The following is a 24012-nucleotide window of genomic DNA, read 5'->3' on the forward strand; positions in this document are numbered from 1 at the left end:
ACGCCTATCCGGAAAACCGGGGCTCAGGCGCCGCGGCCCGCGATGTCGGTGCGGTGGTGCGAGCCGCGCATCCGGATGCGCTCCACGGCCTCGTAGGCCGCCGCCCGGGCCGCGGGGACGTCGGGCCCGGTGCCGACCACGCTGAGCACCCGGCCCCCGTTGGAGACGATCCGGTCGCCGTCGAGGGCGGTGCCCGAGTGCAGCACGTAGGCGTCCTCGACCGGGTCGGACAGCCCCTCGATCACGTCGCCCTTCACCGGCTCCGCCGGGTAGTTCTCCGCGGCGATCACCACGGTCACCGCGGCGCCGTCGCGGTAGGAGAGCGGCCCGAACCGGTCGAGCGTCCCGTTCGCGCAGGCGAGCAGCAGGCCCGCGAGGGGCGTCTCCAGCCGGTCGAGCACGACCTGGGTCTCCGGGTCGCCGAACCTGGCGTTGAACTCGATCACCTTCGGGCCCTTGGACGTGAGGGCCAGCCCCACGTACAGCACCCCCGTGTACGGTGTGCCGCGCCTGGCCAGCTCGGTCACGGTCGGCATGACGGTCTCGGCCATCACCTGGTCGGCGAGGTCGTCCGGCGCCCACGGCAGCGGGGTATAGGCGCCCATCCCGCCGGTGTTGGGGCCCTGGTCGTCGTCGTAGGCGCGCTTGTGGTCCTGGGCGGGCTGGAGCGGCACGGCGGTGGAGCCGTCGCAGAGCGCGAACAGCGACACCTCGGGGCCGTCGAGGAACTCCTCGATCACGACCCGCCCGCAGGCGGCGGCGTGCCGGAGCGCCTCGTCGCGGTCGCCGGTGACCACCACGCCCTTGCCGGCGGCCAGACCGTCGTCCTTGACCACGTACGGTGTGCCGAACTCGTCGAGCGCGGCGGCGACCTCCTCGGGCGTGACGCAGGTGTGCGACCGCCCGGTGGGAACGCCCGCCGCGACCATGACGTCCTTGGCGAAGGCCTTGGACCCCTCGATCAGCGCCGCCTCGCGCGAGGGCCCGAAGCAGGGGATCCCGGCCTCCCTGACGGCGTCGGCGACCCCGGCGACCAGGGGTGCCTCGGGGCCGATCACGACCAGGTCCGCCCCGAGCCTTCCGGCCAGCTCGGTGACCGAGGCAGGGTCGGTCGGCGCCACCGGGTGCAGGGTCGCGACCTGCGCGACACCCGCGTTTCCGGGAGCACAGTGAACCTCGGTGACCTGGGGGTCCGCCGCCAGCGACCGGCACAGGGCATGCTCACGCCCGCCGGATCCAATCACAAGAACGCGCACTCGTCAGAGCCTATCGTCCCCCCGGCGTCCCCCTCGGGCCCGCGCCCGCCACCCCCGGGTCCCGCGGTCACGGACGGCTTTCCGAGCCCGTGTCCGCCACGCTTCCCCCGCCCCCGCGAGCAGGAGGCCGGCACCTCGGGAGGCCCGGGGCGGACGCGGATCCGCGGAGTCGTCCACAGGCTGTGGACGACTCCGCGGATCCCGTACTCGGGGGGAGATGCCGTAAAGGGCGTGTGAATTTTGTCTGGTTGTGCATGATCAACACTTGAACCTGGGAGTAAGCTGAGAGACGTCCCCCCGATCGTGTTAACTTTTGGGTGGCTTTGCGTGTCTCTTGCTGATTGGAGGTGGTTCGGGATGTCCTCTGGCGATCCCAGCAGTACGTGCTCGCGCACTCCTGCTGTGCGCACCCTCGACCACCCCATCTCGGTGCCCGACCGGCGCCACACGCATCACCTCCCTCACCGGGGGTGACATCGCATCGCGTGTGGATCCCGCCAGGTTGGGCGGGAAAGGCTCGCCATGCGCTCCTCGCTTCTTTTTCCCCGTATCAAGCACACCCGCACGATCCGTGCCGCGCACGCGCCCGCCGTCTCGCTCCGTGAGCGGATGACCGGCGTCTGCGTCCCGCCGAGCGACTCGCTCGTCGAGTACGCCGCCTACGTCGGCGGCAAGAAGATCGACGCCCTGGGCATCCCCGACGCCCTGGAGATCGTCCGTGCCCACAACGCGGCCCACGACGCGGTCTCCGACGGGGGTTCCGGCAAGGGCTCCGGCGGGGGCAACGCCTTCGTCTGGGTCGGCCTGCACGAGCCCGACGCCCCCGAGGTCGAGTGGCTGGCGGAGGTCTTCGCCCTGCACCCGCTCGCCGTCGAGGACGCCGTCAAGGCTCACCAGCGGCCCAAGGTCGAGCGCTACGGCGACTCGATCTTCGTGGTCCTGAAGACCGTCGCCTACATCGACCACGACGTGCTGACCGCCACCAGCGAGATCATCGGCACCGGCGAGCTCATGGTGTTCGTCGGCCCCGACTTCGTGGTGACCGTGCGCCACGGCAGCCACTGCCCCCTCTCGGAGGTGCGCGCCCGCCTCGAGGACAAGCCCAAGCTCCTCAACCGGGGCCCCACCGGGGTGCTGCACGCGATCGCCGACCACGTCGTCGACAGGTACCTCAGCGTGGCCGACCGGATGCAGGCCGAGCTGGAGGACGTCGAGGCCATGGTCTTCGCCGACGTCAGCGCCCGCGACATCGGCCGGATCTACAACCTCAAGCGCGAGATGATCGAGATGAAGCGGTCCGTCATGCCGCTCCAGTCGCCGATGTCCACGCTGGCCCAGCGCCGGATGATCCCCTCCGAGATGCGCGAGTACTTCCGCGACGTCGTCGACCACCTCGCCCGCGTCTGCGAGCAGGTCGAGTCGTCCAACGAGCTCTGCAACTCCATACTGCAGGCGGCGCTCGCCCGCTCCAACGCGCTCGCCAACGAGGACATGCGGAAGATCTCCTCGTGGGTCGCCATCATGGCCGTCCCCACGATGATCGCCGGCATCTACGGGATGAACTTCGAGCACATGCCCGAGCTCGACTCCGTGTTCGGCTACCCGGTGGTGATCGGCGTGATGGTCGTCGCCTGCACGCTGCTCTACCGAGGCTTCCGCCGCAACGGCTGGATGTGACTCCCCCGCTCCGCACCCCGCTCCTCAGGCGCTCAGGGGGTGCGCGGGGGTGACCGGCCTGGGGACGCGCATGCCCCGTCCGGTCCACAGGGCGATCATCCGGTCGGGATAGTCGGTGACGATCGCGGCCGCCCCGAGGTCGAGCAGCTCCGCGGCCCGCTCCGGGTCGTTGACGGTCCACACCGCCATCGGCAGGTCGGCTTTCTCGGCCAGCCGGGCGAACTCCCGGTTGACCATCACGTGCTCGGGGGAGAGCGTGGTGCCCCCGGCCTCGGCCGCGGCGGCAGGGACGTCGCCGTCGAAGTCCTCCAGGCGGAGGCCGTCGAGCCAGACGCTGTCCATGGTGGCGCGCTCGATCAGGGCGTACCGCCGGGTCGCGGGGGCCAGCGAGCGGGCGATCCGCAGGACGCGCCAGTCGAAACTGAGGATCGCCGCCCGGTCGAGCCGGCGGTGGCGGTCGAGCTCGGCGACGACCATCTCGGTGAACTCGGCGGGGTCGGCGCTCAGGTCGGGCCGGGTCGGATCGGATTTCAGCTCCACGTGCACTCGCACCCCGTCGGCGCCGTACGCGTCCATCAGCCCCAGCACGGAGCCCAGGGTCGGCATCCGGGTGTTCGGCACCGGCACCTGGGTCGGGGCGAAACGGTCGCCGGGGTGGCGCGGCACCCGTACCCCGCACTCCAGCGTGCGCAGCTGTGCCAGCGTGAGCGCGCCGACGGGCCGGCCCACGTACGGGAAGGCGGGGTCGCCCGCGAAGGCGGGACGGACGTCGGCGCTGGTCACCGGGGAAACGGTGAGATCATGGGTGAGCACCAGCCGCCGGTCGGCCGTCAGCGCGACGTCGAGCTCCAGCGCGTCGACACCCAGTTCGAGGGCGTGGGCGAAGCCGGGCAGGGTGTTCTCGGGACGGAGCCCGCGGGCGCCGCGGTGACCGTGAATCTCGGCATGCACACAGGGACCTTATCCACCCCGAGCGCCGATCGTCCGGTACGGCTCGCCCCTCGGCGACGCCGGGCGCGGGCCGTACCGGTGAAAACCGCGGAAACCGTGGAAACTAGAGCATCGAGTGGATCTGGAGCGTCTCGGTACGGCCGGGGCCGACCCCGACGGCCGAGATCCTGGCGCCGCTCATCTCCTCCAGGGCCTTCACGTACGCCTGCGCGTTGGCGGGCAGGTCCTCGAAGCTCCGGGCACCGGTGATGTCCTCCTTCCAGCCGGGGAACTCCTCGTACACCGGCCTGGCGTGGTGGAAGTCGGTCTGGGTCATCGGGACCTCGTCGTGGCGGACGCCGTCGACCTCGTAGGCGACGCAGACGGGGATCCTGTCCAGGCCGGACAGCACGTCCAGCTTGGTGAGGAAGTAGTCGGTGACGCCGTTGATCCGGGTGGCGTAGCGGGCGATGACCGCGTCGAACCAGCCGCAGCGGCGGTTGCGGCCGGTGGTCACCCCGTACTCGCCGCCGGTGGTGCGCAGCCACTCGCCCATCTCGTCGTCGAGCTCGGTCGGGAACGGGCCGGAGCCGACGCGGGTGGTGTACGCCTTCAGGATGCCGATCACGCCGGTGAGCCGGGTCGGCGGGATGCCGGAACCGGAGCAGGCGCCGCCGCTCGTCGGGGAGGAGGAGGTGACGAAGGGGTAGGTGCCGTGGTCGATGTCGAGCAGGTTGCCCTGCCCGCCCTCGAGCAGCACGACCTTGTTCTCGTCCAGCGCCCTGTTGAGGATCAGCGAGGTGTCGGCGATGTGCGGCGTGAGGCGCTCGGCGTAGCCGAGATACTCCTCCAGGACCTTGCCCGCGTCGATCGCCCGGCGGTTGTAGATCTTGGTGAGGATCTGGTTCTTCTCGCCCAGCGCGACCTCGATCTTCTTCCGCAGGATGCCCGGGTCCAGCAGGTCCTGCACCCGCACGCCCATCCGGTAGATCTTGTCGCCGTACGCGGGACCGATGCCGCGCCCGGTCGTGCCGATCTTGGCCTTGCCGAGGTAGCGCTCGGTGACCTTGTCGAGGGCCTTGTGGTGGGGCATGATCAGGTGCGCGTTGGCGGAGATCAGCAGGCGCTCGGAGGAGACGCCGCGGGCCTCGAGCCCGTCGATCTCGCTCAGCAGCACGCCCGGGTCGATGACGACACCGTTGCCGATCACGGGGACGACGTTCGGGGAGAGCACTCCCGTGGGCAGCAGGTGCAGCGCGTACTTCTGGTCGCCGATGACGACCGTGTGGCCCGCGTTGTTGCCCCCCTGGTATCTGACGACGTAGTCGACCTGGTCTCCGAGCAGGTCGGTCGCCTTACCCTTGCCCTCATCGCCCCACTGGGCACCAACGAGAACGACAGCCGGCATCGTGAGTCTCCCACCACAAAAACGAAAACCCCTGACGCAATCGCGACAGGGGCTCTTGCGTGGAGAGAATACCCGACGGCGTCCGAAATGGGGATCTCCCACCTCGCGGAAGAGGGGTGCGGTGAGAGATCCCGGGGACGGGCCGGACGCTGACCGACGGCTCAGCGAGGCGGATCAGGGATGGGACCGGGGGCCGGAGACGGCCTGGTCAGCGGCTGGTCAGCTCCTCGGACGCCTCGGCGCTGGAGTCCTTCAGGAACTGGAAGCACCGCTCGGCCTCCTCCTTCTCCCCGATGCTCTGGGCGGCGCGGGCCAGCGCGTGCAGGCAGCGCAGGAACCCCTGGTTGGGAAGGTGCTGCCAGGGAATCGGGCCGTGCCCCTTCCAGCCCGCCCTGCGGAGCTGGTCCAGGCCGCGGTGGTAGCCGGTGCGGGCGAAGGCGTACGACGTCACGGCGTGTCCCGCCGCGAAGTACTCGTCCGCGAGTACGGCCCAGGCGGCCGGGTACGCGGGGAAGCGCGCGGCGACGTCGGATGCTTGGGCGCCGGATTCCAGTGCCTCCCGGGCCTCGGGCAGGTCCGGGAGCAGGGTGGGCGGCGGGCCGGCGAGGAGATTCTCGTGCGATTCCATAACGACAGTCCTACCCGGTGTACCCGCGTCAGGCCAAGATCGGCCCCCGGAGTCTTTCCGGAAGCCGATCTCGCGCGATCTCCGCCGTGGCGCTTTCGCGGACTTAGGAGATCTTGGTGCCCGCGGACTTCAGGTGCTGGGCCGCCTCGACGATGCGCGCCGCCATCGAGGTCTCGGCGGCCTTGCCGTAGGAGCGGGGGTCGTACACCTTCTTGTTGCCGACGTCGCCGTCGACCTTGAGCACGCCGTCGTAGTTCTTGAACATGTGCTCGACGATCGGGCGGGTGAAGGCGTACTGCGTGTCGGTGTCGATGTTCATCTTCACCACGCCGTAGGAGATGGCCTCGTGGATCTCCTCGAGCAGCGAGCCGGAGCCGCCGTGGAAGACCAGGTCGAACGGCTTCTCCGTGCCGTACTTGGCGCTGACCGCGTCCTGGATCTCCTTGAGCACGCTCGGGCGGAGCTTGACGTGGCCCGGCTTGTAGACGCCGTGCACGTTGCCGAAGGTCGCGGCGAGCATGTAGCGGCCCCGCTCACCCAGGCCCAGGGCCTCGGCGGTCGCGAGGGCGTCCTCGGTGGTGGTGTAGAGCTTCTCGTTGATCTCGCCGACGACGCCGTCCTCCTCGCCGCCGACGACGCCGATCTCCACCTCCAGGACGATCCGCGCGCGGGCCGTCTTCTCGATGAGCTCCCTGGCGATCTCCAGGTTCTCGTCCAGCGGCACGGCGGAGCCGTCCCACATGTGCGACTGGAAGAGGGGGTCCTCGCCCCTGGCCACCCGCTCGAGGGAGATGTCGAGCAGCGGGCGCACGAAACCGTCCAGCTTGTCCTTGGGACAGTGGTCGGTGTGCAGGGCGATGGTCACGGGGTAGTTGGCCGCGACGACGCGGGCGTACTCCGCCAGCGCCACCGAGCCGGTCACCATGTTCTTGACCGTGGTGCCCGAGAGGAAATCGGCACCGCCGGTCGACACCTGGACGATGCCGTCGCTCTCCGCCTCGGCGAACCCCCTGAGCGCCGCGTTCAGGGTCTGTGACGAGGTCACGTTGATGGCCGGGTAGGCGAAACCGCCTGCCTTGGCCCGGTCGAGCATCTCGGCGTAGACCTCTGGAGTAGCGATAGGCATCGTGTCATCTCCCTGGAGACGGCTGTGAACAGCTGGCGCGTGGCTATGAGGACATAGCCCGTGGGCCAGTATCCCGGGTTCATGCCCGGCCGGATAGCTCCAGTACCACTTCGATCCGTACCGATGTACCCCGGCCGTGTCTCCAACCTATCCCCGGCCCCTCCCCGGCCGGAGAGCCCGGGGGCGCGCGACCTGGGCGGGTGCGGACGATCTTCCGGATCCCCGTTCTTTCCGGCCGATCCGCCGGGACGGTCGTGAAATCTCCTCACGAACCGCTAACCTCCACAGTGTGGGACGCCACAGGTCTGACCCCATGGGTATCGCGCGCCTGGTCCTCGTCGGACTGGCGGTGCTGGCGCTCGTCGCCCTGATCGTGTTCGGAGCCCTCTCGCTGTTCGGCAGCCTGGGCTCCGGCACGGACACGGTCGCGTCGCCCGCCCCCTCGGCCGGCGTGTCGTCCGCCGCCGTCTCCCCGCCCCCCTCCGCCGCCCCCGAGCGCGTCCCGACGGTTCTCGTCGAGTGCATGCGGGAGCACTGCCCCACGGTCTTCCTGAAGGTCACCGGGGGCGACGTGCTCCTCGACCGGGAGCTGACCCGCGGCGAGCAGTTCCAGGCCTTCGATCCCAAGGTCGACGTCGTCCTGGCCGACTCCGCCGCCGTCCGCGTCCAGGTGAACGGGGCCGTCCGCTCCCCGGGCAAGGCGGGGGAGCGCCAGGAGTTCACGGTCTCCCGCAAGTAGCCCCGGCTCTCCCGCCGGCTCCGGATCCCCCGCGCGGAAAGTCCTCCGGCCCCCGTACGCGGCTCCAGAGCAGGCCGGAGCAGACCGGGCCGGGTCAGGCTTGGCCGGGCGGCTTGGCCGGGTCAGGCTTGGCCGGGCAGGCCGGGCAGGCCGGGCAGGCCGGGTAGACCGGGCCGGGCCGGGGGCCGGAGGGCGTGGTTCTAGGCCAGGCCGAGGTCGGCCAGGTCGTAGGCGGTCCGGTACGGCAGTCCCGCCCCGGCGATCGCCGCGGCGGCCCCCCGGTCCACGATCGTGGCGACCGCCACGACCTCGGCGCCCGCCTCGCGCAGCGCCTCCACCGCGGTCAGCGGGGATCCGCCGGTGGTGGAGGTGTCCTCGACCACCAGCACCCGCCGCCCCGACACGTCCGGTCCCTCGATCCGGCGCTGCATGCCGTGGGTCTTCTGCGCCTTGCGGACCACGAACGTGTCGAGCCTCCCGCCGCGCGCGGCCGCCGCGTGCATCATGGCGGTCGCCACCGGGTCGGCGCCCAGCGTCAGGCCGCCGACCGCCTCGTAGTCGAGGTCCTCGGTCATGTCCAGCATGACCCGCCCCACCAGCGGCGCCGCCTGCCCGTCAAGGGTCACCCTGCGCATGTCCACGTAGAAGTCGGCCTCCATGCCCGAGGACAGCACGACCTTGCCGTGCACCACGGCCTTGCCCTTGATCTCCGCCAGCAGGTTCTCGCGATCGCTCATGGCACAAGGTTAGGGCGATCCCGGAACCCGTCCGATCGGACCCCGCCGGGAAACCGGGCCGCCGTAACGCGAGTTTCGGGCCGGAGGTGGCAAAAGTGCGATCCGGGTTTACTCGCGGCGCGTACTGCGGGATTATCCGGCAGGCAACTCCAGGTAATGGTGAGGTCACAATGAGTGTGAAAACATCTCAAGGCGACGCTGAACTGTTGGCTGCCACCAGGAACGGCGACGTGGCCGCCTACCGGGTGCTCCATCAGCGGCACGCCCCCGCGGCGCATGCCCTGGCCCGCCTGCTCCTGCCGGGCGCGGCCGACGTCGAGGGCGTCGTGGAGAGGACGTTCGCCGATGTCCGCCACGTGATCGCCCAGGGACACGGCCCTGAACAGGCGTTCCGCGCCTACCTGCTCACCGCCCTCCGCCGTACCGCCGACGCCCGTCCCGCCGACGTCCGTCCCGGTACGACCGGTACGGGGAGCGGCCCGGCGGCCGCCGGGCCGGAAGCCGGCAGGAACGCGGCGGGGGAGACCGGTGAGCGGGCGCAGGGGGAGGCCGATGGAAGGACGCGGGGGGAGACCGACGAGAGCGCGGACGGAGATGACGGGGAGGCCGGCGAGCGGGCGCAGGGGGAGACCGGCGAAAAGGCGGAGGAGGAGGCCGACGACAGCGCGGACGCAGAGGACACAGAGGACGGAGAGGACGGAGAGGACGGAGAGAGCGCAGGGGACGCAGGGGACGCGGAGACCGGCGAGCGGGCGCGGGGGGAGATCGACGAGCGGGCGGACGGAGAGTCCCCTTCCGGCCCGCGCGCGTTTCTGGTCGATCCGTCGGTGGCGGGCCTGGAACGCTCGCCGGTGGCCAGGGCGTTCCTCTCCCTGCCCGAACGGTGGCAGTTCGTCCTGTGGCACGCCGAGGTCGAGAGGCTCAGGGTCGAGGACGTCGGGCTCCTGCTGGGCCTGACGGTCAACGGCGCGGCCGCGCTCGCCCACCGGGCGCGGGAGGGGGCGCGCCAGGCGTGCCTGCGCATTCACCTGGCCGATACGTCCGCCCCCGAGTGCAGGCCCGTGCTGGCCAGGCTGGGGCCCTACACCCGCGGCGGCCTGCCCAGGGAACAGGGCAAGATCATCGACAGGCATCTGGACGGTTGTTCCGGCTGCCGCGCGGTGCTCACGGAGCTGACCGGCATCGGCCAGGGCATCCGCTCGGTGATCGGACCGCTCGTCGCCGGTCCCGCGTTCCCCGCCTACCTGACGGCACTCGCCAGGATGGGCGCCACGGCGGGTGGCGGGCTGGCCGGTCGATGGCACCGGGCTCCCCGGTCCGTACGGCGCGCCGTCGCGACCGGCGCGATGGCGACCGCGGTCGCGGTGGCCGCGGCCCTCGTGCTGGTGTCGGCCGAGGGGCCCGCCCCCGGGCCGAGCACGGCCTCCGAGCCGATCGTCATGGCCCCCGCGCCCGACTCCTCCGCCCCGCGGGAGTCCTCGGACGGGCCGGACACCTCCGGCTCGCCCGTACCGTCACTCTCCGGGCGGACGGCGGGTCCCGGCCGCGAGCCCGCCGGGACCGGGACGACGTCCGGATCCGGTGGGGCGAGTGCCGGTGCGGCACCCGGCGTCGAACTCGGGGAAACGGGAGCCGGGAGCGGTGACCCGGCGGAGACACCGGCGGAGACATTGACGGGGACGCCGACGGGGACGGCAGGAGCGGGGCAGGACGGCCGGACGGGTTCCTGGCTCGCCCCCCGCCTGGTGGCCAAGATCGACGCGCTCGGCGCCCTGGTCAGGTCCGAGGCCGGGATCGTCGTGGTACGTCTCCGCAACGCGGGCCGAGGGCAGAGCGAGGAGGTCGTCGCCGACGTCGGCCTGCCGCGGGGCGTGACGCTGCCGTCCGGGTCCCGCAGGGGAAACGCCGTCGGCGGCGTCACGCCGGTCGGCACGGTCGACGGCTGGTCCTGCCGGGCGAGGAGCCGGGGCGCCCGCTGCGTCCGCGGCCCGCTGCCGGCGGGCCGGGCCACGGCGGTCTTCCTGAGGGTCCTGGTGTCGGGCGACGCGCCCTACGGGGCGGTGCCCTCGGTCACGGTCTCCACCGCGGGGACGCGGGTGGCGGCCAGGTCGCGCGGCGGGGTACGGGCGACGGGCGCCCCGGCCCGGTTCGCCACCGACGGCCGGGTGGCCGTCTCCGCGATCGGCAACACCCTGATGAGCTGCGCGCCCTCGGAGCCCGCGTGCGAGGCCGCCCACTCGCGGCGGGGCGGCAGGCGCGACAACAACAGCTGGGAGATGCGTCCCCTCGACCGGGACGGGGATCCGTCGACGAGCAGTTCGAGCGCCGCCCGGCTCGTCCTGCCGGCGGCGAGCAAGGTGGTCTGGGCGGGACTCTACTGGTCGGCGAGCGCGCCCCCCAGCGGGCGGATCAAGCTCAAGGTGCCGGGCGAGAAGCGGTACCGGCAGGTCAGGGCCACGCAGGTGGTGGAGCGGGAGCTGCCCGCGGGGCGCGGTTACCAGGCGTTCGCCGACGTGACGCGTCTGCTGGGCACGGTCCGCGGGACGTACTGGGTGGCCGACGCCTCCGTGCGGTCCGGGGTGGCGCGCCATGCCGGATGGAGCCTGGTGATCATCGTGGCCGACCCGCGCCGGCCGTACAGCCAGGCCGTCGTCGTGGACACCGCGACGGTGCTGGACGGGGGGCGCCGCTCGGCGCGGATGCCGCTCGGAGGGCTCACCCCCTCCGGTTCCGGCGCCCCCGCGAGGCTGGCCCTGGTGACCTGGGAGGGTGACGCGGGCGTCATGGGTGATCGGGTGAGGATCGGCGGACGGCCCCTGCGGCCCGCGGGTGGGGAGCGGGACCCGCGCAACCCCTTCGACGGGTCCGCCGCCGGGGCGCGGGGCACCGGCACGACCTTCGGTACGGACGTGGACCGCTTCCGGACGCCCCTCGGCCGCGACCCGGTGCTGGAGCTCAGCACGCACCAGGACGTCCTGCTGTTCGGCGCGGCGGCGGTGAGCGTGCAGACCGCCTTCTGACGGCGTGCGCGGACCGTGGGTGCCGGGGCCGCGCGGTGTCGGGGCCGTGCGATGTCGGCGGTGACAGTGGGGGCACCGCGGGGACACAGGGGGGACACAGCGGGGGCACCGCGGGGACACAGGGGGGACACACGGGGCGGGGCGGCGGAAAACCGAGCGAGTGGCACCTCGCAGGGGGGATCCACGAACGGGACAAACTGGTACGGTCGGCGTGAACGATCCAGCGTATGGTCGAGCGCGGGTGGAATCGTCGGGATTCACCCTCGGATGGTCAGCTGCTTGATTACCCTGAGGAAGGGCCGTCTGTCCGGTCTCTTAGGGGTTCTTTCAGGCTTGTCTGAACCGAAGGATCGGGCCACGTAGGAAGGGCGGTGTCGTGTGGATCGTTGCGCGCTGTTCGTGGACGCCGGCTACCTGCTGGCCGACGGCGCGATGGCGGTGCACGGTACCCGCCACCGCGAGTCCGTCTCCTGGGATTACCCGGGGCTGCTCCAGCTGCTCAACAAGCTGTCGAGAGAGCGCACCGGCCTGCCGCTGTTGCGCTGCTACTGGTACGAGGCGACCGTGGAGGGCCGCCGCACCCCGGAGCACGACACGCTGGCCGACATCCCCGGCCTCAAGCTCCGCCTGTCGCGCATCCGTCCCGGCCGCCGCGAGGGCGTCGACGCCCAGGTCCACCGCGACCTGATGACCCTGGCCCGCAACGGCGCGGTCTGCGACGCGGTCGTGGTCAGCGGTGACGAGGACCTGGCGCAGGTCGTCTGCGACGCCCAGGACCTCGGCATCCGGGTCACCGTGGTCCACATCAGCGCCGACGGCAGCTGGGCCGTCTCCCGCACGCTGCGCCAGGAGTGCGACGACCTGATCGAGATCGGCGCCGGTCATCTGCGCCCCCACGTCAGCCTGCTCAGCGGCGAGACGCCCGCCCTGGTGGCCAACGGCCACCAGCACGGCTCCGGCAACGGCCAGTCCGCCACCTCCCGCGGCGCCGGCGGCGGCAACGGCGCCCCGGCCACCAGTCCCATCCCCGCGGTCCAGACCTCCCGCGCGGCCCACGCCCAGCCCGCGCTGCCCTCCACCTACCCGAGCTACACCCAGGAGTCGCCGATCACCCCGGTCACTCCCGCCGCACCGCCGTCCCCACCGCCCTCGCCCTCCTCCGCGCCCTCGCACGCGGCCGCCGGCAACCACACCGGCCCGCTGCCGGCCGCGCCTCAGTACTCGCTGGGCAACACCGGCGGCATGCCGAGTTACCAGTCTCCGCAGATGGGCGCCTACACCGGTCCCCAGCCGGCCCCGGTTCCCCCGCAGAGCTCCGGAACCGGCGCCGCGACGACTCTCTCCGACGCGGTACAGGCCGCCCACAAGGAAGGCCACGACTTCGGCGAGTCCGTGGCCAAGGACGCGCCCGCCCTGTGGCTGGAGGCGGTCCTCGCCCGCAAGCCCCGGATGCCCTCGGACCTGGAGGCACGCCTGCTCCAGGGCTCCTCCCTGCCGATCGACTTCCTCCTGCACGACGAGGTCCGCCACGCCCTGCGCCGCGGCTTCTGGGACGCCCTGGAGCGCGCCCGCCGCTGAGACGCGCACAACGCTCAGAAACGCGAGACGCGCACAGCGCTCAGGAACGGGAACGCGTACAGCGCTCAGGAACGTGGACGCGAGACGCGTACAGCGCTCAGGAACGCACCGTGGGAACGCCCGTCAGGTAAGGGCGTCGAAGCCCGCGCGAAGGTGGTCGAGGCGGTTGGACAGGTCGGCCACCGGCCCGGCGAGGGCGGGGTCGCCGCTCTTGCGGGCCAGCTCGGCGACCCGGCCGAGCTCCTCCTCGACGGCGGTGAGGCGCCTGGACAGCTCGGGCAGCACGGCTGCCTGGTCGGACGTCTCACCGGACGGCAGCTCCGCGCCGAGGCGCTCGCGGAGCATGGTGGCCTGCTCGGCCAGCCTGCGGTTCATGTTGTAGAGCTCCACGAACACCGCGACCTTGGCCCGGAGCACCCACGGGTCGAAGGGCTTGGTGAGGTAGTCGACGGCGCCCGCCGCGTAGCTGCGGAAGGCGTAGTCGGGCGCGCTGTCGACCACGGTCAGGAAGATGATCGGGATGTTGCGGGTGCGCTCGCGGCGCTTGATGTGGGCCGCCGTCTCGAACCCGTCCATGCCCGGCATCCGGACGTCGAGCAGGATCAGGGCGAACTCCGTGCCGAGCAGGGCCTTCAGCGCCTCCTCCCCCGACTTCGCCCGGACGGGTATCAGATCGAGCGAGCTGAGAATGGCCTCGAGCGCGATCAGGTTCTCCTCCCGGTCGTCGACCAGGAGAATCTTGGCTCTGTCCGGCATCGATCACACGCCTTCGTTGGAGTCGCCGTCCGGCTTGCCCCGGGTCAGCCAGCCGCGCAACCTCTCCAGGAGGCGGTCGACGTCCACGGGCTTGGGCACGTAGTCGGAGGCGCCGGACGCGATGCTTTTCTCCCGGTCACCTCGCATGACCTTAGCGGTTAGCGCGATGATCGGCAGATCCGCGAACTGGGGCATCCGGCGGATCGCGGAGGTGGTGGCCCAGCCGTCCATCTCCGGCATCATGATGTCCATCAGGACGAGGGCCACGTCCTCGTTGCGCTCGAGCTGCTCGATGCCCTCGCGGCCGTTCTCCGCGTAGATCACCGTGGAGCCGTAGCGTTCGAGCACGCTGGTCAGCGCGAACACGTTGCGGATGTCGTCGTCCACGATCAGGATCTTCGCCCCGGTCAGCGGGTCGTCGCCCTTCCACGGCTTGCCCTCGCCCTGCGGGAACTGCGGCAGGGGCATGTCGTCGTTGAACGTCAGCTCCGGCAGGTCGTCCGGCTCCTCCAGCACGCCGACGAGCGCCGGGTTGCGGGGGGAGGAGCTGGGGGTGCTCGCCCCGCCGTCGCGCGAGGCCAGCGGTCCGCCGTACGACGGGGGCAGGTAGAGGGTGAAGGTGCTGCCCTCGCCGACCTCGCTGATCACGTGGATCTCGCCGCCGAGCAGGCGGGCGATCTCGCGGCAGATGGACAGGCCCAGGCCCGTGCCGCCGTACTTGCGGCTGGTGGTCCCGTCGGCCTGGCGGAACGCCTCGAAGATGACTTCCAGCTTGTCGGAGGCGATCCCGATGCCGGTGTCGACCACCTCGAAGGCGAGGATGCCGTCGGCGCCGCGCAGGGTGTCGTCCACGAAGGAGACGGCGCGCCTGGCGTGGATCACGCGCAGCCGCACCTCTCCCTTGGGGGTGAACTTGATCGCGTTGGAGAGCAGGTTGCGCAGCACCTGCTGCAGGCGCTGCTCGTCGGTGCGGAGCTCCTGCGGGATCGAGGGATCGACCTCGACGGTGAACGACAGGCCCTTGTCCTGGGCCAGCGGCGCGAAGGTGGCCTCGAAGTAGTCGACGAGCTTGGGCAGGGAGATCTGCTGGGGGTGGATGTCCATCCGGCCCGCCTCGACCTTCGACAGGTCGAGGATGTCGTTGATCAGCTGCAGCAGGGCCGAGCCGGCGCCGTGGATGGTCCTGGCGAACTCCACCTGCTGGGCGGTGAGGTTGCCGTCGGCGTTCTCGGTGAGCAGCTTGGCCAGCACGAGGAGGCTGTTCAGCGGGGTGCGCAGCTCGTGGGACATGTTGGCGAGGAACTCGGACTTGTAGCGGGAGGAGACCGCGAGCTGCTCGGCGCGCTCCTCCAGCGTGCGGCGGGCCTGCTCGATCTGGAAGTTCTGGATCTCGATGGCCCGGTTCTGCTTGGCCAGCAGCGCGGCCTTGTCCTCCAGCTCGGCGTTGGAGCGGCGCAGCTCCTCCTGCTGGCGCTGGAGCTCGTCGGAACGCTCCCGCAGCTCGGTGGTGAGGCGCTGTGACTCGGTCAGCAGGTCCTCGGTCCTGGAGTTGGCGATGATCGTGTTCATCGTGACGCCGATGGTCTCGACGAGCTGGTTCAGGAAGTCGTGGTGGATCTCGCTGAACTCGCTGAACGAGGCCAGCTCCAGCACGCCGAGCACCTGCGTCTCGAACAGGACCGGCAGCACGACGATCTGCGCGGGCGTGGAGGTGCTCAGGCCGGTGTCGACGGTCAGGTAGCGGGCGGGCACGTTGCCGAGGATGATCCCCCTGCCCTCCATCGCGGCCTGGCCCACGATGCCCTCGCCGGTCGCGAACCGCTGCCTGGGGCCGTTGCCGGAGCGGGCGCCGTACCCGGCGATGAGGTGCAGGTCGCGGTCACCGGTGGGTTCGGCGAGGTAGAAGGCGCCGTAGTGGGCCGACACCAGCGGGGTCAGCTCGCTCATGATGAGCTTGGCGACCTCCATCAGGTCGCGGTGGCCCTGCATCAGGCGGGAGATCCTCGCCAGGTTGGACTTCAGCCAGTCCTGCTCCTGGTTGGCGGTGGTGGTGTCGCGCAGCACCGCCACCATCATGTTGATGTTGTCCTTCAGCTCGCCGATCTCGCCCTCGGCGTCGACGGTGATGGAGCGGGTCAGGTCGCCGGTGGCCACCGCGGTGGTGACCTCGGCGATGGCGCGCACCTGGGTGGTCAGGCGGGCGGCGAGCTCGTTGACGTTCTCGGTGAGGCGCTTCCAGATGCCCTCGGCGCCCTCGACGCGGGCCTGGCCGCCGAGCTTGCCCTCGGAGCCGACCTCGCGGGCGACGCGGGTGACCTCCGCACCGAAGGACGACAGCTGGTCGACCATGGTGTTGATCGTGGTCTTCAGCGCGAGGATCTCGCCTTGGGCGTTCACGTCGATCTTGCGGGTCAGGTTGCCGGACGCGACCGCGGTGGTGACCTCGGCGATGTTGCGGACCTGGTAGGTGAGGTTGTTGGCCATGGAGTTGACGTTGTCGGTGAGGTCCTTCCAGACCCCGGAGACGCCGCGTACGCGGGCCTGGCCGCCGAGCTGGCCCTCGGTGCCGACCTCGCGGGCCACCCGGGTGACCTCGTCGGCGAACATCGACAGCTGGTCCACCATGGTGTTCAGGGTGTCCTTGAGCTGGAGGATCTCGCCCTGCGCGTCCGCGGTGATCTTCTTGGACAGGTTGCCCTGGGCGACGGCGGTGGACACCGCGGCGATCTGGCGGACCTGGGTGGTCAGGTTGTTCGCCATCACGTTGACGTTGTCGGTGAGGTCCTTCCAGGTGCCGGAGACACCGGGCACCTGCGCCTGGCCGCCGAGCTGGCCCTCGGAGCCGACCTCGCGGGCCACGCGGCTCACCTCGGAGGCGAACGACGACAGCTGGTCGACCATGGTGTTGATCGTGGTCTTCAGCGCGAGGATCTCGCCCTGCGCGTTCACGTCGATCTTGCGGGTCAGGTCTCCGTTGGCGACCGCGGTGGTGACCTCAGCGATGTTGCGGACCTGGTAGGTGAGGTTGTTGGCCATGGAGTTGACGTTGTCGGTGAGGTCCTTCCAGACCCCGGAGACGCCGCGTACGCGGGCCTGGCCGCCGAGCTGGCCCTCGGTGCCGACCTCGCGGGCGACGCGGGTGACCTCGTCGGCGAACATCGACAGCTGGTCCACCATGGTGTTCAGGGTGTCCTTGAGCTGGAGGATCTCGCCCTGCGCGTCCGCGGTGATCTTCTTGGACAGGTCACCCTGCGCCACCGCCGTGGAGACCGCCGCGATGGCGCGGACCTGGGTGGTCAGGTTGCCCGCCATCACGTTGACGTTGTCGGTGAGGTCCTTCCAGACCCCCGAGACGCCGCGCACCTGCGCCTGGCCGCCGAGCTGGCCCTCGGTGCCGACCTCGCGGGCCACCCGGGTGACCTCCTCGGCGAACGCCAGCAGCTGGTCGACCATGGTGTTGACGGTGTTCTTCAGCTCGAACATCTCGCCGACCGCGTCGACGGTGACCTTGCGGCTCAGGTCGCCTCGCGCGACCCCGGTGGTCACCGCGGCGATGTCGCGGACCTGCGCGGAGACGCGGCTGGACATGGTGTTGACGGCCTCGGTGAGGTCGCGCCAGCTTCCCGACATGCCGCGCACGTTCGCCCGGCCGCCCAGGCGGCCCTCGGTGCCGACCTCCCTGGCCACCCGCGTCACCTCGGACGTGAACAGCGACAGCTGGTCGACCATGCCGTTGATCGCCTTGCCGAGGCGGCGCACCTCGCCCCTGGCACCGCGGTCGAGATCGATCCGGCGGGACAGATCACCCTTGGCGACCGCGTCGATCACGTCCGCGGCCCCGCTGACCGGGCCCACCAGCGCGTCGATCAGCGTGTTGACCGAATCGACGCTCTCGGCCCATGAGCCCACGCCGGGACCGGGGGTGAGGCGCTCGCCGAAGCGGCCCTCCTTCACCACCTCCCGGCGAACCCGGTGCAGCTCGTTGGCCAGGTGCTCGCGGCGATCGGCCACCTCGTTGAGCAGCAGGCGGATCTCGCTGAGGATTCCCGGCGGGGCGTGCGGCACCCGGCGGCGGAAGTCACCGTCGCGCCAGGTGATGAGCGTCTGCAAGATCGGTCGCAGATCCGATTCGCTGTAACGTCGCTCCTCGACGTCGGGCACGGTGTTGACCGTGGTCATATGACCTCCTTGACTCCCGGGGGCGCAGCCGTGAGTCACCCCAGTCTGTCACGGTGCGCAATGTGTAGTCCCACCTTCGATTCACCCCATGTCAACGGGAAGTGTGGTAGTCACGGAACAGTGACCAGTGCTCCACGCGCCGTCCTGGCGGCGACCTTCGCCCCAGGACACACGGCCGTTCCTGCCGCCAGGCGGTTCACCATCGAGGTGATGACCGCCTGGGCCGCCGCGTCCGTTCTGGCGGTCGCAGAGCGGCTGGCGGCCGACCTGTCGTCGCAGGTGACCGATGCCTCTTTTGAGATCGTCTGGAGCCATCTGGGCGACGGGCTGCAGATCGAGGTGCGCCAGAGACAGGCTCCCGACGCGAGCCCCGGCGCCCCGTCCGTACCGGTGGAGGAATGGGGTGTCACCTTCGCCGGTCAGCAGCGCACGCACTGGGCCAGGATCCGGCTGCCCGGCTCCTCCGGGCGGCCGTCCTCGGAGTGGACCGCCGAAGAGCCCAGCCGCGGGCCGATATGGATGGGTTTTCTCGCCGACGCCAGCGACCTGCTGGCGGGCACGCTCGACCCTGACATGGTGCCCGCGATCATCTCGCAGATCGTGGTGCCACGGCTGGCCACCTGGTGTGCCGTCTACACCTGGAGCAACGGCGGCGGCCCGCAGCGTCCAGCCTACCTCTGGCACACCGACGAGCGGCGCATCGACGGGCTCCGGGAGGAGCTCGCCAGCGTCCAGATCCCGCAGGCCGGCGGATCCATGCAGCTCGCCGACTCGCAGGTGCTGGTCATCCCGCTCCTCGCGCGCGGGCGCACGCTGGGCGCGATGTGCCTGGGGCGGCCCGACCGGTTCGCCGAGGACGTCTTCCAGTACGCCGAGGACATCGGCCGCCGCGCCGCGCTCGCCCTGGACAACGCCCTGCTGTACGCCACCCAGGCGGCGGCCAACCGGGCCCTGCAGCGCAGCCTGCTCCCTCCCGACGAGCCCGGCGAGATCCCCGGCCTGGACCCCGCGGTGGTCTACGAGCCCGCGGGGGAGACCAACGAGGTCGGCGGGGACTTCTACGATCTCTTCGCGGCCGGCGACGGCTCCTGGCGGTTCGCGGTGGGCGACGTCTGCGGGACCGGCCCCGAGGCCGCCGCGGTCACCGGCCTGGCCCGCCACACCCTGCGCCTGCTCTCGCGGGAGGGGTACGGGGTGGCCGCCGTCCTCGACCGCCTCAACCAGGCCATCCTGGAAGAGGGCGAGCGCGCCCGCTTCCTGACGCTGCTGCACGGGGAGATCAAGCCCGTGCCGACCGGTCTGGACGTGGCGATGGTCTCCGCGGGGCACCCGGAGGCGCTGCGGCTGCGGCCCAGCGGCGTCGTGGAGGCCGTGGTGACCTCGCAGTCGCTGCTGGGCGTCTTCCCCGAGGCGACCTTCAAGGCGGAGCTCGTCCACCTCGACCCCGGTGACGTGCTTCTCGCGGTGACCGACGGGGTCACCGAGCGTCGCAGGGACGGGCGGCTGCTCGACGACGACGGGGGGCTGGCCAAACTGCTGGCCGAGTGCGCGGGGCTGTCGGCGCGGGCGGTCGCCGAGCGGATCCGCCGCGCGGTCCAGGACTTCGCCCCCGAGCCGAGCGCCGACGACATGGCGATCGTGGTCCTGCGAGCCCGCTGACGATCTCGCCCGTGATCCGGGCGGGATCGCCCGCACGACCTCGGGACCGTACGGGCGAGACCGTCGCCCCTCACCGGGTGATGCGGGTCAGACGTCGGTGCTCACGTGCTTTCTGGCGAAGTCCAGCTGGGCCGACATCTGCGCGATCCGCTCGGAGACGACCAGGGAGCCGTGGCCCGCGTCGTAGCGGTACACCCGGTGCTCGTGGTCGCGCTCGGCGAGCCGGGCCACGTACGCCTCGATCTGCCCGATCGGGCAGCGCGGGTCGTTCTCCCCGGCGAGGATCAGCAGCGGGGCCTCGACCTGGTCGACGTAGGTGATCGGCGAGCTGTTCACGTACCGCTCGGGCTGCTCCTCGGGCGAGCCGCCGAGCAGCGCGCGGTGGTAGGAGCGGAGCGCCTCCGTCTCCTCCTCGTAGGTGGCGACGTGGTCGGCGATCGGCACCGTGGCGATGCCCGCCGCCCACATCTTGGGCTGGGTGCCCAGGCCGAGCAGCGTGAGGTAGCCACCCCAGGAGGCGCCGGACAGCACCAGCCGGTCGGGGTCGCAGACGCCGCGGTCGACCATCGTGTCCCTGACGGCGGCCACGTCGGCCAGCTCGATGTGCCCGACGTCGCCGTGCAGGGCGTTCCGCCAGGCCGAGCCGTATCCGGTGGAGCCCCGGTAGTTGACCCGTACGACCGCGAAGCCGAGATCCACCCAGGCGGCCACCTGCGGCACGAAGGAGTCGTCGTCCTGGGCGGTGGGCCCGCCGTGCAGCATGAAGACCGTGGGGAAGGGGCCCGAGCCGCGCTCGGGGCGGGAGACCAGGGCGTGGATGCGGCCGCCCGGCCCCTCCACGTCCACGTCCTCGACCGGCACCGACGGGGGTGAGGTGGGGCCGCCGTGGTTCATCACCACGTGGCCGCTGGTCGACCGGATCAGCGGCGGGTGGGCCCCGCTGGACCAGGAGTACTCGACGGAGCCGTCGGGGCGGGGCGCGGCGGCGTCGATCACGCCGTGCTGGGTCTCGATCGGGAAGAGGCCGCCGCCGGGAAGGTCGTAGCGGGTCAGGTAGGTGCGCCCCCGGTTGCCGCGCACGACGAGCAGCGAGCGGCCGTCGTCGTACCAGTCGGCGGTGATCTCGCCCGGGTCGCGCAGCCAGATCTCCCGCTGGTCGCCGGTCTCGGGGTCCCAGACGAGGGGCTCGCGGCGGCCCCTGCGCTCGTGCAGGGTGAGCAGGCGGCGGTCCCCGGACAGCGGGGCGAAGCGCAGGCCGACGACCCCCTTGCCGGGGCCGTCGTGCAGGTCGCCGACGACCTCGCCGTTGCGCCGGAGCACGCGCAGCCCGGGGTGCCGGGCGTCGCCGTGCTCGCTGTGGCTGATCGCGATCAGCGAGCCGTCCAGGGAGACCGCGGAGACGGCGGCCGCCTCGGTGTGCTCGTAGATCGTCCGCGCGGGCTCGCCCGGCCGTACGAGCTGGATGGTGAAGCCCTCTCCCGGCCTGGCCATGCCGATGACCGCGTCGCCCGTCGCCGAGAGCCCGAGCCCGGCGGGGAAACCGGGGGCGAGGTCGACCGGCTGGTCGGGACCGCCGTAGAAGGGCTGGCGCATCCACCGGCCCCACTCGTCGCCGTCGGTGTCGTCGAACCACCAGATCCACTGCCCGGTGGGATCGATCGCGCCGTGCGAGGTGCCCTTGGGACGTGAGGTCGCCTGACGGGCGGAGCCGCCCGCGCGGTCCCAGGCGTAGACCTCCCACGCCCCCGAGGCGTTGCTGCGGTAGACGGACCGGCTGGGAGCCTGGCACGCCCACACGGGCAACGTCGCGCGCGGCGCACGGAACCTGGCCTGCCAGCGCTCCTCCGCCTTCATATGGCGCTTCCCTCCGTCAAGGCGTCAGCTTCACGCGTCCAGGCGCGGGCTCGCCGGATTGCGGTCCAGTATGTCGTCTTCACCGGCTAATTGCTTGAGTAATGTCGGGGAATTTCGGACTAAAAGTCACATCAGTAACAGGTGCCCCGAAGGGGGCTGTCAAGCACACAGCTTGCTCAGAGGCGGTGCTTAAAGATAGACATGCGGAAAGAAGCCTCCACGAGGCACATTTCTGGGAGTTCGGCGATCTTTCTTCGCATAACTTCCGTGTCCGTATGCCAGGCGCTGGGCCCCATTCCCACGACCGCCTCGACCGCGTCATGCCCCAGGGCCATCTCGAACGCGAGAGTGCTCCGGCCGGTCTCGACGAAGTGCTCGTTCAGGCTCTCCGCCACACGCCGCTCCTTCGAGTCGTCCACCGACAGGAGCCCCAGCCGCTCCACCAGTGGCGATAGGTGCCGCGAGGTCGGTGTGACCACTACGAGCTCACCGTCCCCCTTGAGCACTCGTGCGAACTCTGCCCCATTTCTGGGGGCGAACACATTGAGGAGCACATCTATCGTGTCATCTCCCAGCGGCAGCGGTCTCCACACGTCGGCCACCACCGCCCCCAGCCGGGGATGGGCCCGCGCGGCCCGTCTGATCGCGTGTTTGGAGACGTCCAGCGCCACCCCGGCCGCCTCCGGCAGCCCGTCGAGCGCCCGTGCGAGATAGTGGCCCGTCCCGGCACCGGCGTCGGCCACCACCTTCGCGCCGGTACGGCAGGCGCCGGCGACCGCCTCCGCCAGCGGGGCGTAGTGCCCGGCGGCGAGGAACGCGTCCCTGGCCGCCACCATGGCGGCGCTGTCGGCCGTTCCCGGAATCCGGGAGCCCGTCAGCAGGCTGACGTATCCCTGCCTGGCCACGTCGAAGCCGTGCCCCAGGGCGCACCGCAGGACCCGCTCCCCGAGCTCCAGGGAGCCGCGGCAGACCGGGCAGGCGAGGTGTTCGACGACATCGTCCAGCATCTCCCCATCATCTCGCGTCCCGCCGAAGCCGGATCGTCCCGGCGGACGCGGAACCGCGGGGCCTGCAGGGGCCTGCAGGGGTCTGCGGGGATCTGCAGGGGTCTGCGGGGGCCTCGTGGGTCTTCGGGGGACGGCGGGTCAGGCGGTCTGCTGGATCTGCTGGAGGAAGGCCGCGTTGGAGGGGGTCTCGCTGAGTCTGCCGGTGAGGAGTTCCAGGGCCTGCTGCCGCTCCAGGCCGCCCAGCGTGCGGCGCAGCCGCCAGGTGAGCTGCCGCTCCTGAGGGTCGAGGAGGATCTCCTCGCGGCGGGTGCCGGAGGCGTCGAGGTCGACGGCGGGATAGAGGCGCTTGTCGGCGAGGGCGCGGCTGAGGCGCAGTTCCATGTTGCCGGTGCCCTTGAACTCCTCGAAGAGGCTGTCGTCCATCCGCGAGCCGGTCTCGACAAGCGCGGTGGCGAGGATGGTGAGCGAGCCGCCGTCGCGCAGGTTTCGGGCGGCGCCGAAGAAGCGGCGCGGGGGGAGCAGGGCCGTGGCGTCGATGCCTCCGGCGAGGGTGCGCCCGCCGCCGGGGGCGAGGTTGTTGTACGCGCGGGCGAGCCGGGTGAGGGAGTCGAGCAGGAGGACGACGTCGTGCCCGGCCTCGGCGAGGCGCTTGGCGCGCTCGACGGCGAGCTCGGCGACGGCGGTGTGGTCGCGGTCGGGGCGGTCGAACGTGGACGCGGCGACCTCGCCGTGGATGGACTCGCGCATCTCGGTGACCTCCTCGGGGCGCTCGCCGACGAGCACGACCATGAGGTGGCAGTCCGGGTGGTTGGCGGTGATCGCGGCGGCCAGGTCCTGCAGGACCATCGTCTTGCCCGCCTTGGGCGGGGCGACGATCAGCCCGCGCTGGCCCTTGCCGACCGGCGTGAACAGGTCGACGACCCTGCCGGTCAGCGACCCGGTCTCCAGGCGGAGCCGGTCGCGCGGGTGGATCGGGGTCATGTCCGCGAAGTCGGGCCGGTGCCGCCAGGCGGCGGCGCCGTTCACGCTCTCCACCCCCTCCAGCCTCTCGTACGGGGCGCGTGCGGTGGCCACGACGTGGTCGCCGGGGCGCAGGCCGTACTCGGAGATCTGGGAGGGGGGAACGCGGACGTCGCGCGGGGACGGCAGGTAGCCGCCGGTCCTGAGGTATCCGATCCGGTCGCGGACGTCGAGCAGCCCGGTCACGGTCTCGGCGGGGGCGCCGCGTCCGGGGGGCCGCCCGGCCGTGGCCGCGCCGTTCCTGCGGGGGGTCTTCCCGGTGGTGCCCGCGTCGCCTCCACGGGGGCGCGGCACCTTCTTGGCGGTGATGTTCTCGACGGTGGGTTCTTTGAAAACGGGTTCGGCGGTCATGAATGACCTTTCACAGGGGATCGGAAGATGGGGACCGCACGCCTGAGACAGGGGCGGTGCCGAGAGAAAAAAGCGAGAAACGGGGGC

The 24012-nt window shown here is 71.4% G+C and carries 16 protein-coding genes; 5 read left to right on the top strand and 11 right to left on the bottom strand.

The window, feature by feature from the left end:
- Window positions 1–23 precede the first annotated feature (23 nt).
- On the bottom strand, window positions 24–1256 hold the full coding sequence (gene purD, locus AB0F88_RS27125) for a phosphoribosylamine--glycine ligase (protein WP_362689779.1): 1233 nt from the start codon (window positions 1254–1256) through the stop codon (window positions 24–26).
- A gap of 522 nt (window positions 1257–1778) precedes the next feature.
- On the opposite strand from purD, the gene corA reads away from it, so the two are divergent.
- Window positions 1779–2933, top strand: a complete 1155-nt coding sequence (gene corA, locus AB0F88_RS27130; RefSeq protein ID WP_362689782.1) for a magnesium/cobalt transporter CorA — start codon at window positions 1779–1781, stop codon at window positions 2931–2933.
- 24 nt (window positions 2934–2957) lie between these two features.
- Here the strand turns inward: corA and AB0F88_RS27135 are convergent, their stop codons facing one another.
- From AB0F88_RS27135 to fbaA, 4 genes are all read right to left on the bottom strand, one after another.
- A complete protein-coding gene (locus AB0F88_RS27135; protein WP_362689785.1) occupies window positions 2958–3884 on the bottom strand; it encodes a glycerophosphodiester phosphodiesterase family protein in 927 nt (308 codons plus the stop codon).
- A gap of 103 nt (window positions 3885–3987) precedes the next feature.
- Window positions 3988–5271 (bottom strand): adenylosuccinate synthase, encoded by a 1284-nt coding sequence (locus AB0F88_RS27140; RefSeq protein WP_362689788.1) that lies wholly within the window; start codon window positions 5269–5271, stop codon window positions 3988–3990.
- 208 nt (window positions 5272–5479) lie between these two features.
- On the bottom strand, window positions 5480–5899 hold the full coding sequence (locus AB0F88_RS27145; protein ID WP_362689791.1) for a DUF3151 domain-containing protein: 420 nt from the start codon (window positions 5897–5899) through the stop codon (window positions 5480–5482).
- A gap of 103 nt (window positions 5900–6002) precedes the next feature.
- On the bottom strand, window positions 6003–7025 hold the full coding sequence (gene fbaA, locus AB0F88_RS27150; RefSeq protein ID WP_362689794.1) for a class II fructose-bisphosphate aldolase: 1023 nt from the start codon (window positions 7023–7025) through the stop codon (window positions 6003–6005).
- A gap of 313 nt (window positions 7026–7338) precedes the next feature.
- On the opposite strand from fbaA, the gene AB0F88_RS27155 reads away from it, so the two are divergent.
- Window positions 7339–7764, top strand: coding sequence for a hypothetical protein (locus AB0F88_RS27155; RefSeq protein ID WP_362689797.1), 426 nt, complete (start codon window positions 7339–7341; stop codon window positions 7762–7764).
- Window positions 7765–7964: 200 nt separating this feature from the next.
- Here AB0F88_RS27155 and pyrE read toward each other — a convergent pair whose 3' ends face one another.
- A complete protein-coding gene (gene pyrE, locus AB0F88_RS27160) occupies window positions 7965–8501 on the bottom strand; it encodes an orotate phosphoribosyltransferase (protein ID WP_362689800.1) in 537 nt (178 codons plus the stop codon).
- 206 nt (window positions 8502–8707) lie between these two features.
- Here pyrE and AB0F88_RS27165 point away from each other — a divergent pair, with 206 nt between their 5' ends.
- Both AB0F88_RS27165 and AB0F88_RS27170 read left to right on the top strand, forming a co-directional pair.
- Entirely contained in the window at window positions 8708–11521 is a 2814-nt protein-coding gene (locus tag AB0F88_RS27165) for a zf-HC2 domain-containing protein (RefSeq protein WP_362689803.1), read from the top strand.
- Between the two features lie 378 nt (window positions 11522–11899).
- Complete coding sequence (locus AB0F88_RS27170) at window positions 11900–13099, top strand: NYN domain-containing protein (RefSeq protein ID WP_362689806.1); 1200 nt, start codon at window positions 11900–11902, stop codon at window positions 13097–13099.
- Window positions 13100–13222: 123 nt separating this feature from the next.
- Here AB0F88_RS27170 and AB0F88_RS27175 read toward each other — a convergent pair whose 3' ends face one another.
- Window positions 13223–13855: a response regulator gene (locus AB0F88_RS27175; protein WP_362689809.1), complete on the bottom strand. Its 633-nt coding sequence runs from the start codon at window positions 13853–13855 to the stop codon at window positions 13223–13225.
- A 3-nt stretch (window positions 13856–13858) separates the two neighbouring features.
- Window positions 13859–18034 carry a HAMP domain-containing protein gene (locus AB0F88_RS27180; RefSeq protein ID WP_362689812.1) on the bottom strand — a complete coding sequence of 1392 codons (4176 nt, stop codon included), beginning with the start codon at window positions 18032–18034 and terminating at the stop codon, window positions 13859–13861.
- Between the two features lie 120 nt (window positions 18035–18154).
- Between AB0F88_RS27180 and AB0F88_RS27185 the strand changes: the two genes are divergently transcribed.
- Entirely contained in the window at window positions 18155–19693 is a 1539-nt protein-coding gene (locus tag AB0F88_RS27185; RefSeq protein WP_362689815.1) for a PP2C family protein-serine/threonine phosphatase, read from the top strand.
- Between the two features lie 87 nt (window positions 19694–19780).
- Here the strand turns inward: AB0F88_RS27185 and AB0F88_RS27190 are convergent, their stop codons facing one another.
- From AB0F88_RS27190 to rho, 3 genes are all read right to left on the bottom strand, one after another.
- Window positions 19781–21547, bottom strand: a complete 1767-nt coding sequence (locus AB0F88_RS27190) for a prolyl oligopeptidase family serine peptidase (protein ID WP_362689818.1) — start codon at window positions 21545–21547, stop codon at window positions 19781–19783.
- Window positions 21548–21723: 176 nt separating this feature from the next.
- On the bottom strand, window positions 21724–22554 hold the full coding sequence (locus tag AB0F88_RS27195) for a putative RNA methyltransferase (protein ID WP_362689821.1): 831 nt from the start codon (window positions 22552–22554) through the stop codon (window positions 21724–21726).
- Between the two features lie 138 nt (window positions 22555–22692).
- Complete coding sequence (rho, locus tag AB0F88_RS27200; RefSeq protein WP_362689824.1) at window positions 22693–23925, bottom strand: transcription termination factor Rho; 1233 nt, start codon at window positions 23923–23925, stop codon at window positions 22693–22695.
- Window positions 23926–24012: the final 87 nt, after the last annotated feature.

Source organism: Streptosporangium sp. NPDC023963, from assembly GCF_040639135.1.
In the GTDB taxonomy this organism is placed as follows: domain Bacteria; phylum Actinomycetota; class Actinomycetes; order Streptosporangiales; family Streptosporangiaceae; genus Streptosporangium.

Excerpts from the sequence above, each read along its gene's own strand:
- AB0F88_RS27155 (WP_362689797.1), top strand. The coding sequence starts at position 7,339 with ATGGGTATCGCGCGCCTGGTCCTCGTCGGACTGGCGGTGCTGGCGCTC.
- corA (WP_362689782.1), top strand. The coding sequence starts at position 1,779 with ATGCGCTCCTCGCTTCTTTTTCCCCGTATCAAGCACACCCGCACGATC.
- rho (WP_362689824.1), bottom strand. The coding sequence starts at position 23,925 with ATGACCGCCGAACCCGTTTTCAAAGAACCCACCGTCGAGAACATCACC.
- AB0F88_RS27140 (WP_362689788.1), bottom strand. The coding sequence starts at position 5,271 with ATGCCGGCTGTCGTTCTCGTTGGTGCCCAGTGGGGCGATGAGGGCAAG.
- AB0F88_RS27180 (WP_362689812.1), bottom strand. The coding sequence starts at position 18,034 with ATGACCACGGTCAACACCGTGCCCGACGTCGAGGAGCGACGTTACAGC.
- AB0F88_RS27190 (WP_362689818.1), bottom strand. The coding sequence starts at position 21,547 with ATGAAGGCGGAGGAGCGCTGGCAGGCCAGGTTCCGTGCGCCGCGCGCG.
- pyrE (WP_362689800.1), bottom strand. The coding sequence starts at position 8,501 with ATGAGCGATCGCGAGAACCTGCTGGCGGAGATCAAGGGCAAGGCCGTG.
- AB0F88_RS27145 (WP_362689791.1), bottom strand. The coding sequence starts at position 5,899 with ATGGAATCGCACGAGAATCTCCTCGCCGGCCCGCCGCCCACCCTGCTC.
- fbaA (WP_362689794.1), bottom strand. The coding sequence starts at position 7,025 with ATGCCTATCGCTACTCCAGAGGTCTACGCCGAGATGCTCGACCGGGCC.
- AB0F88_RS27195 (WP_362689821.1), bottom strand. The coding sequence starts at position 22,554 with ATGCTGGACGATGTCGTCGAACACCTCGCCTGCCCGGTCTGCCGCGGC.
- AB0F88_RS27175 (WP_362689809.1), bottom strand. The coding sequence starts at position 13,855 with ATGCCGGACAGAGCCAAGATTCTCCTGGTCGACGACCGGGAGGAGAAC.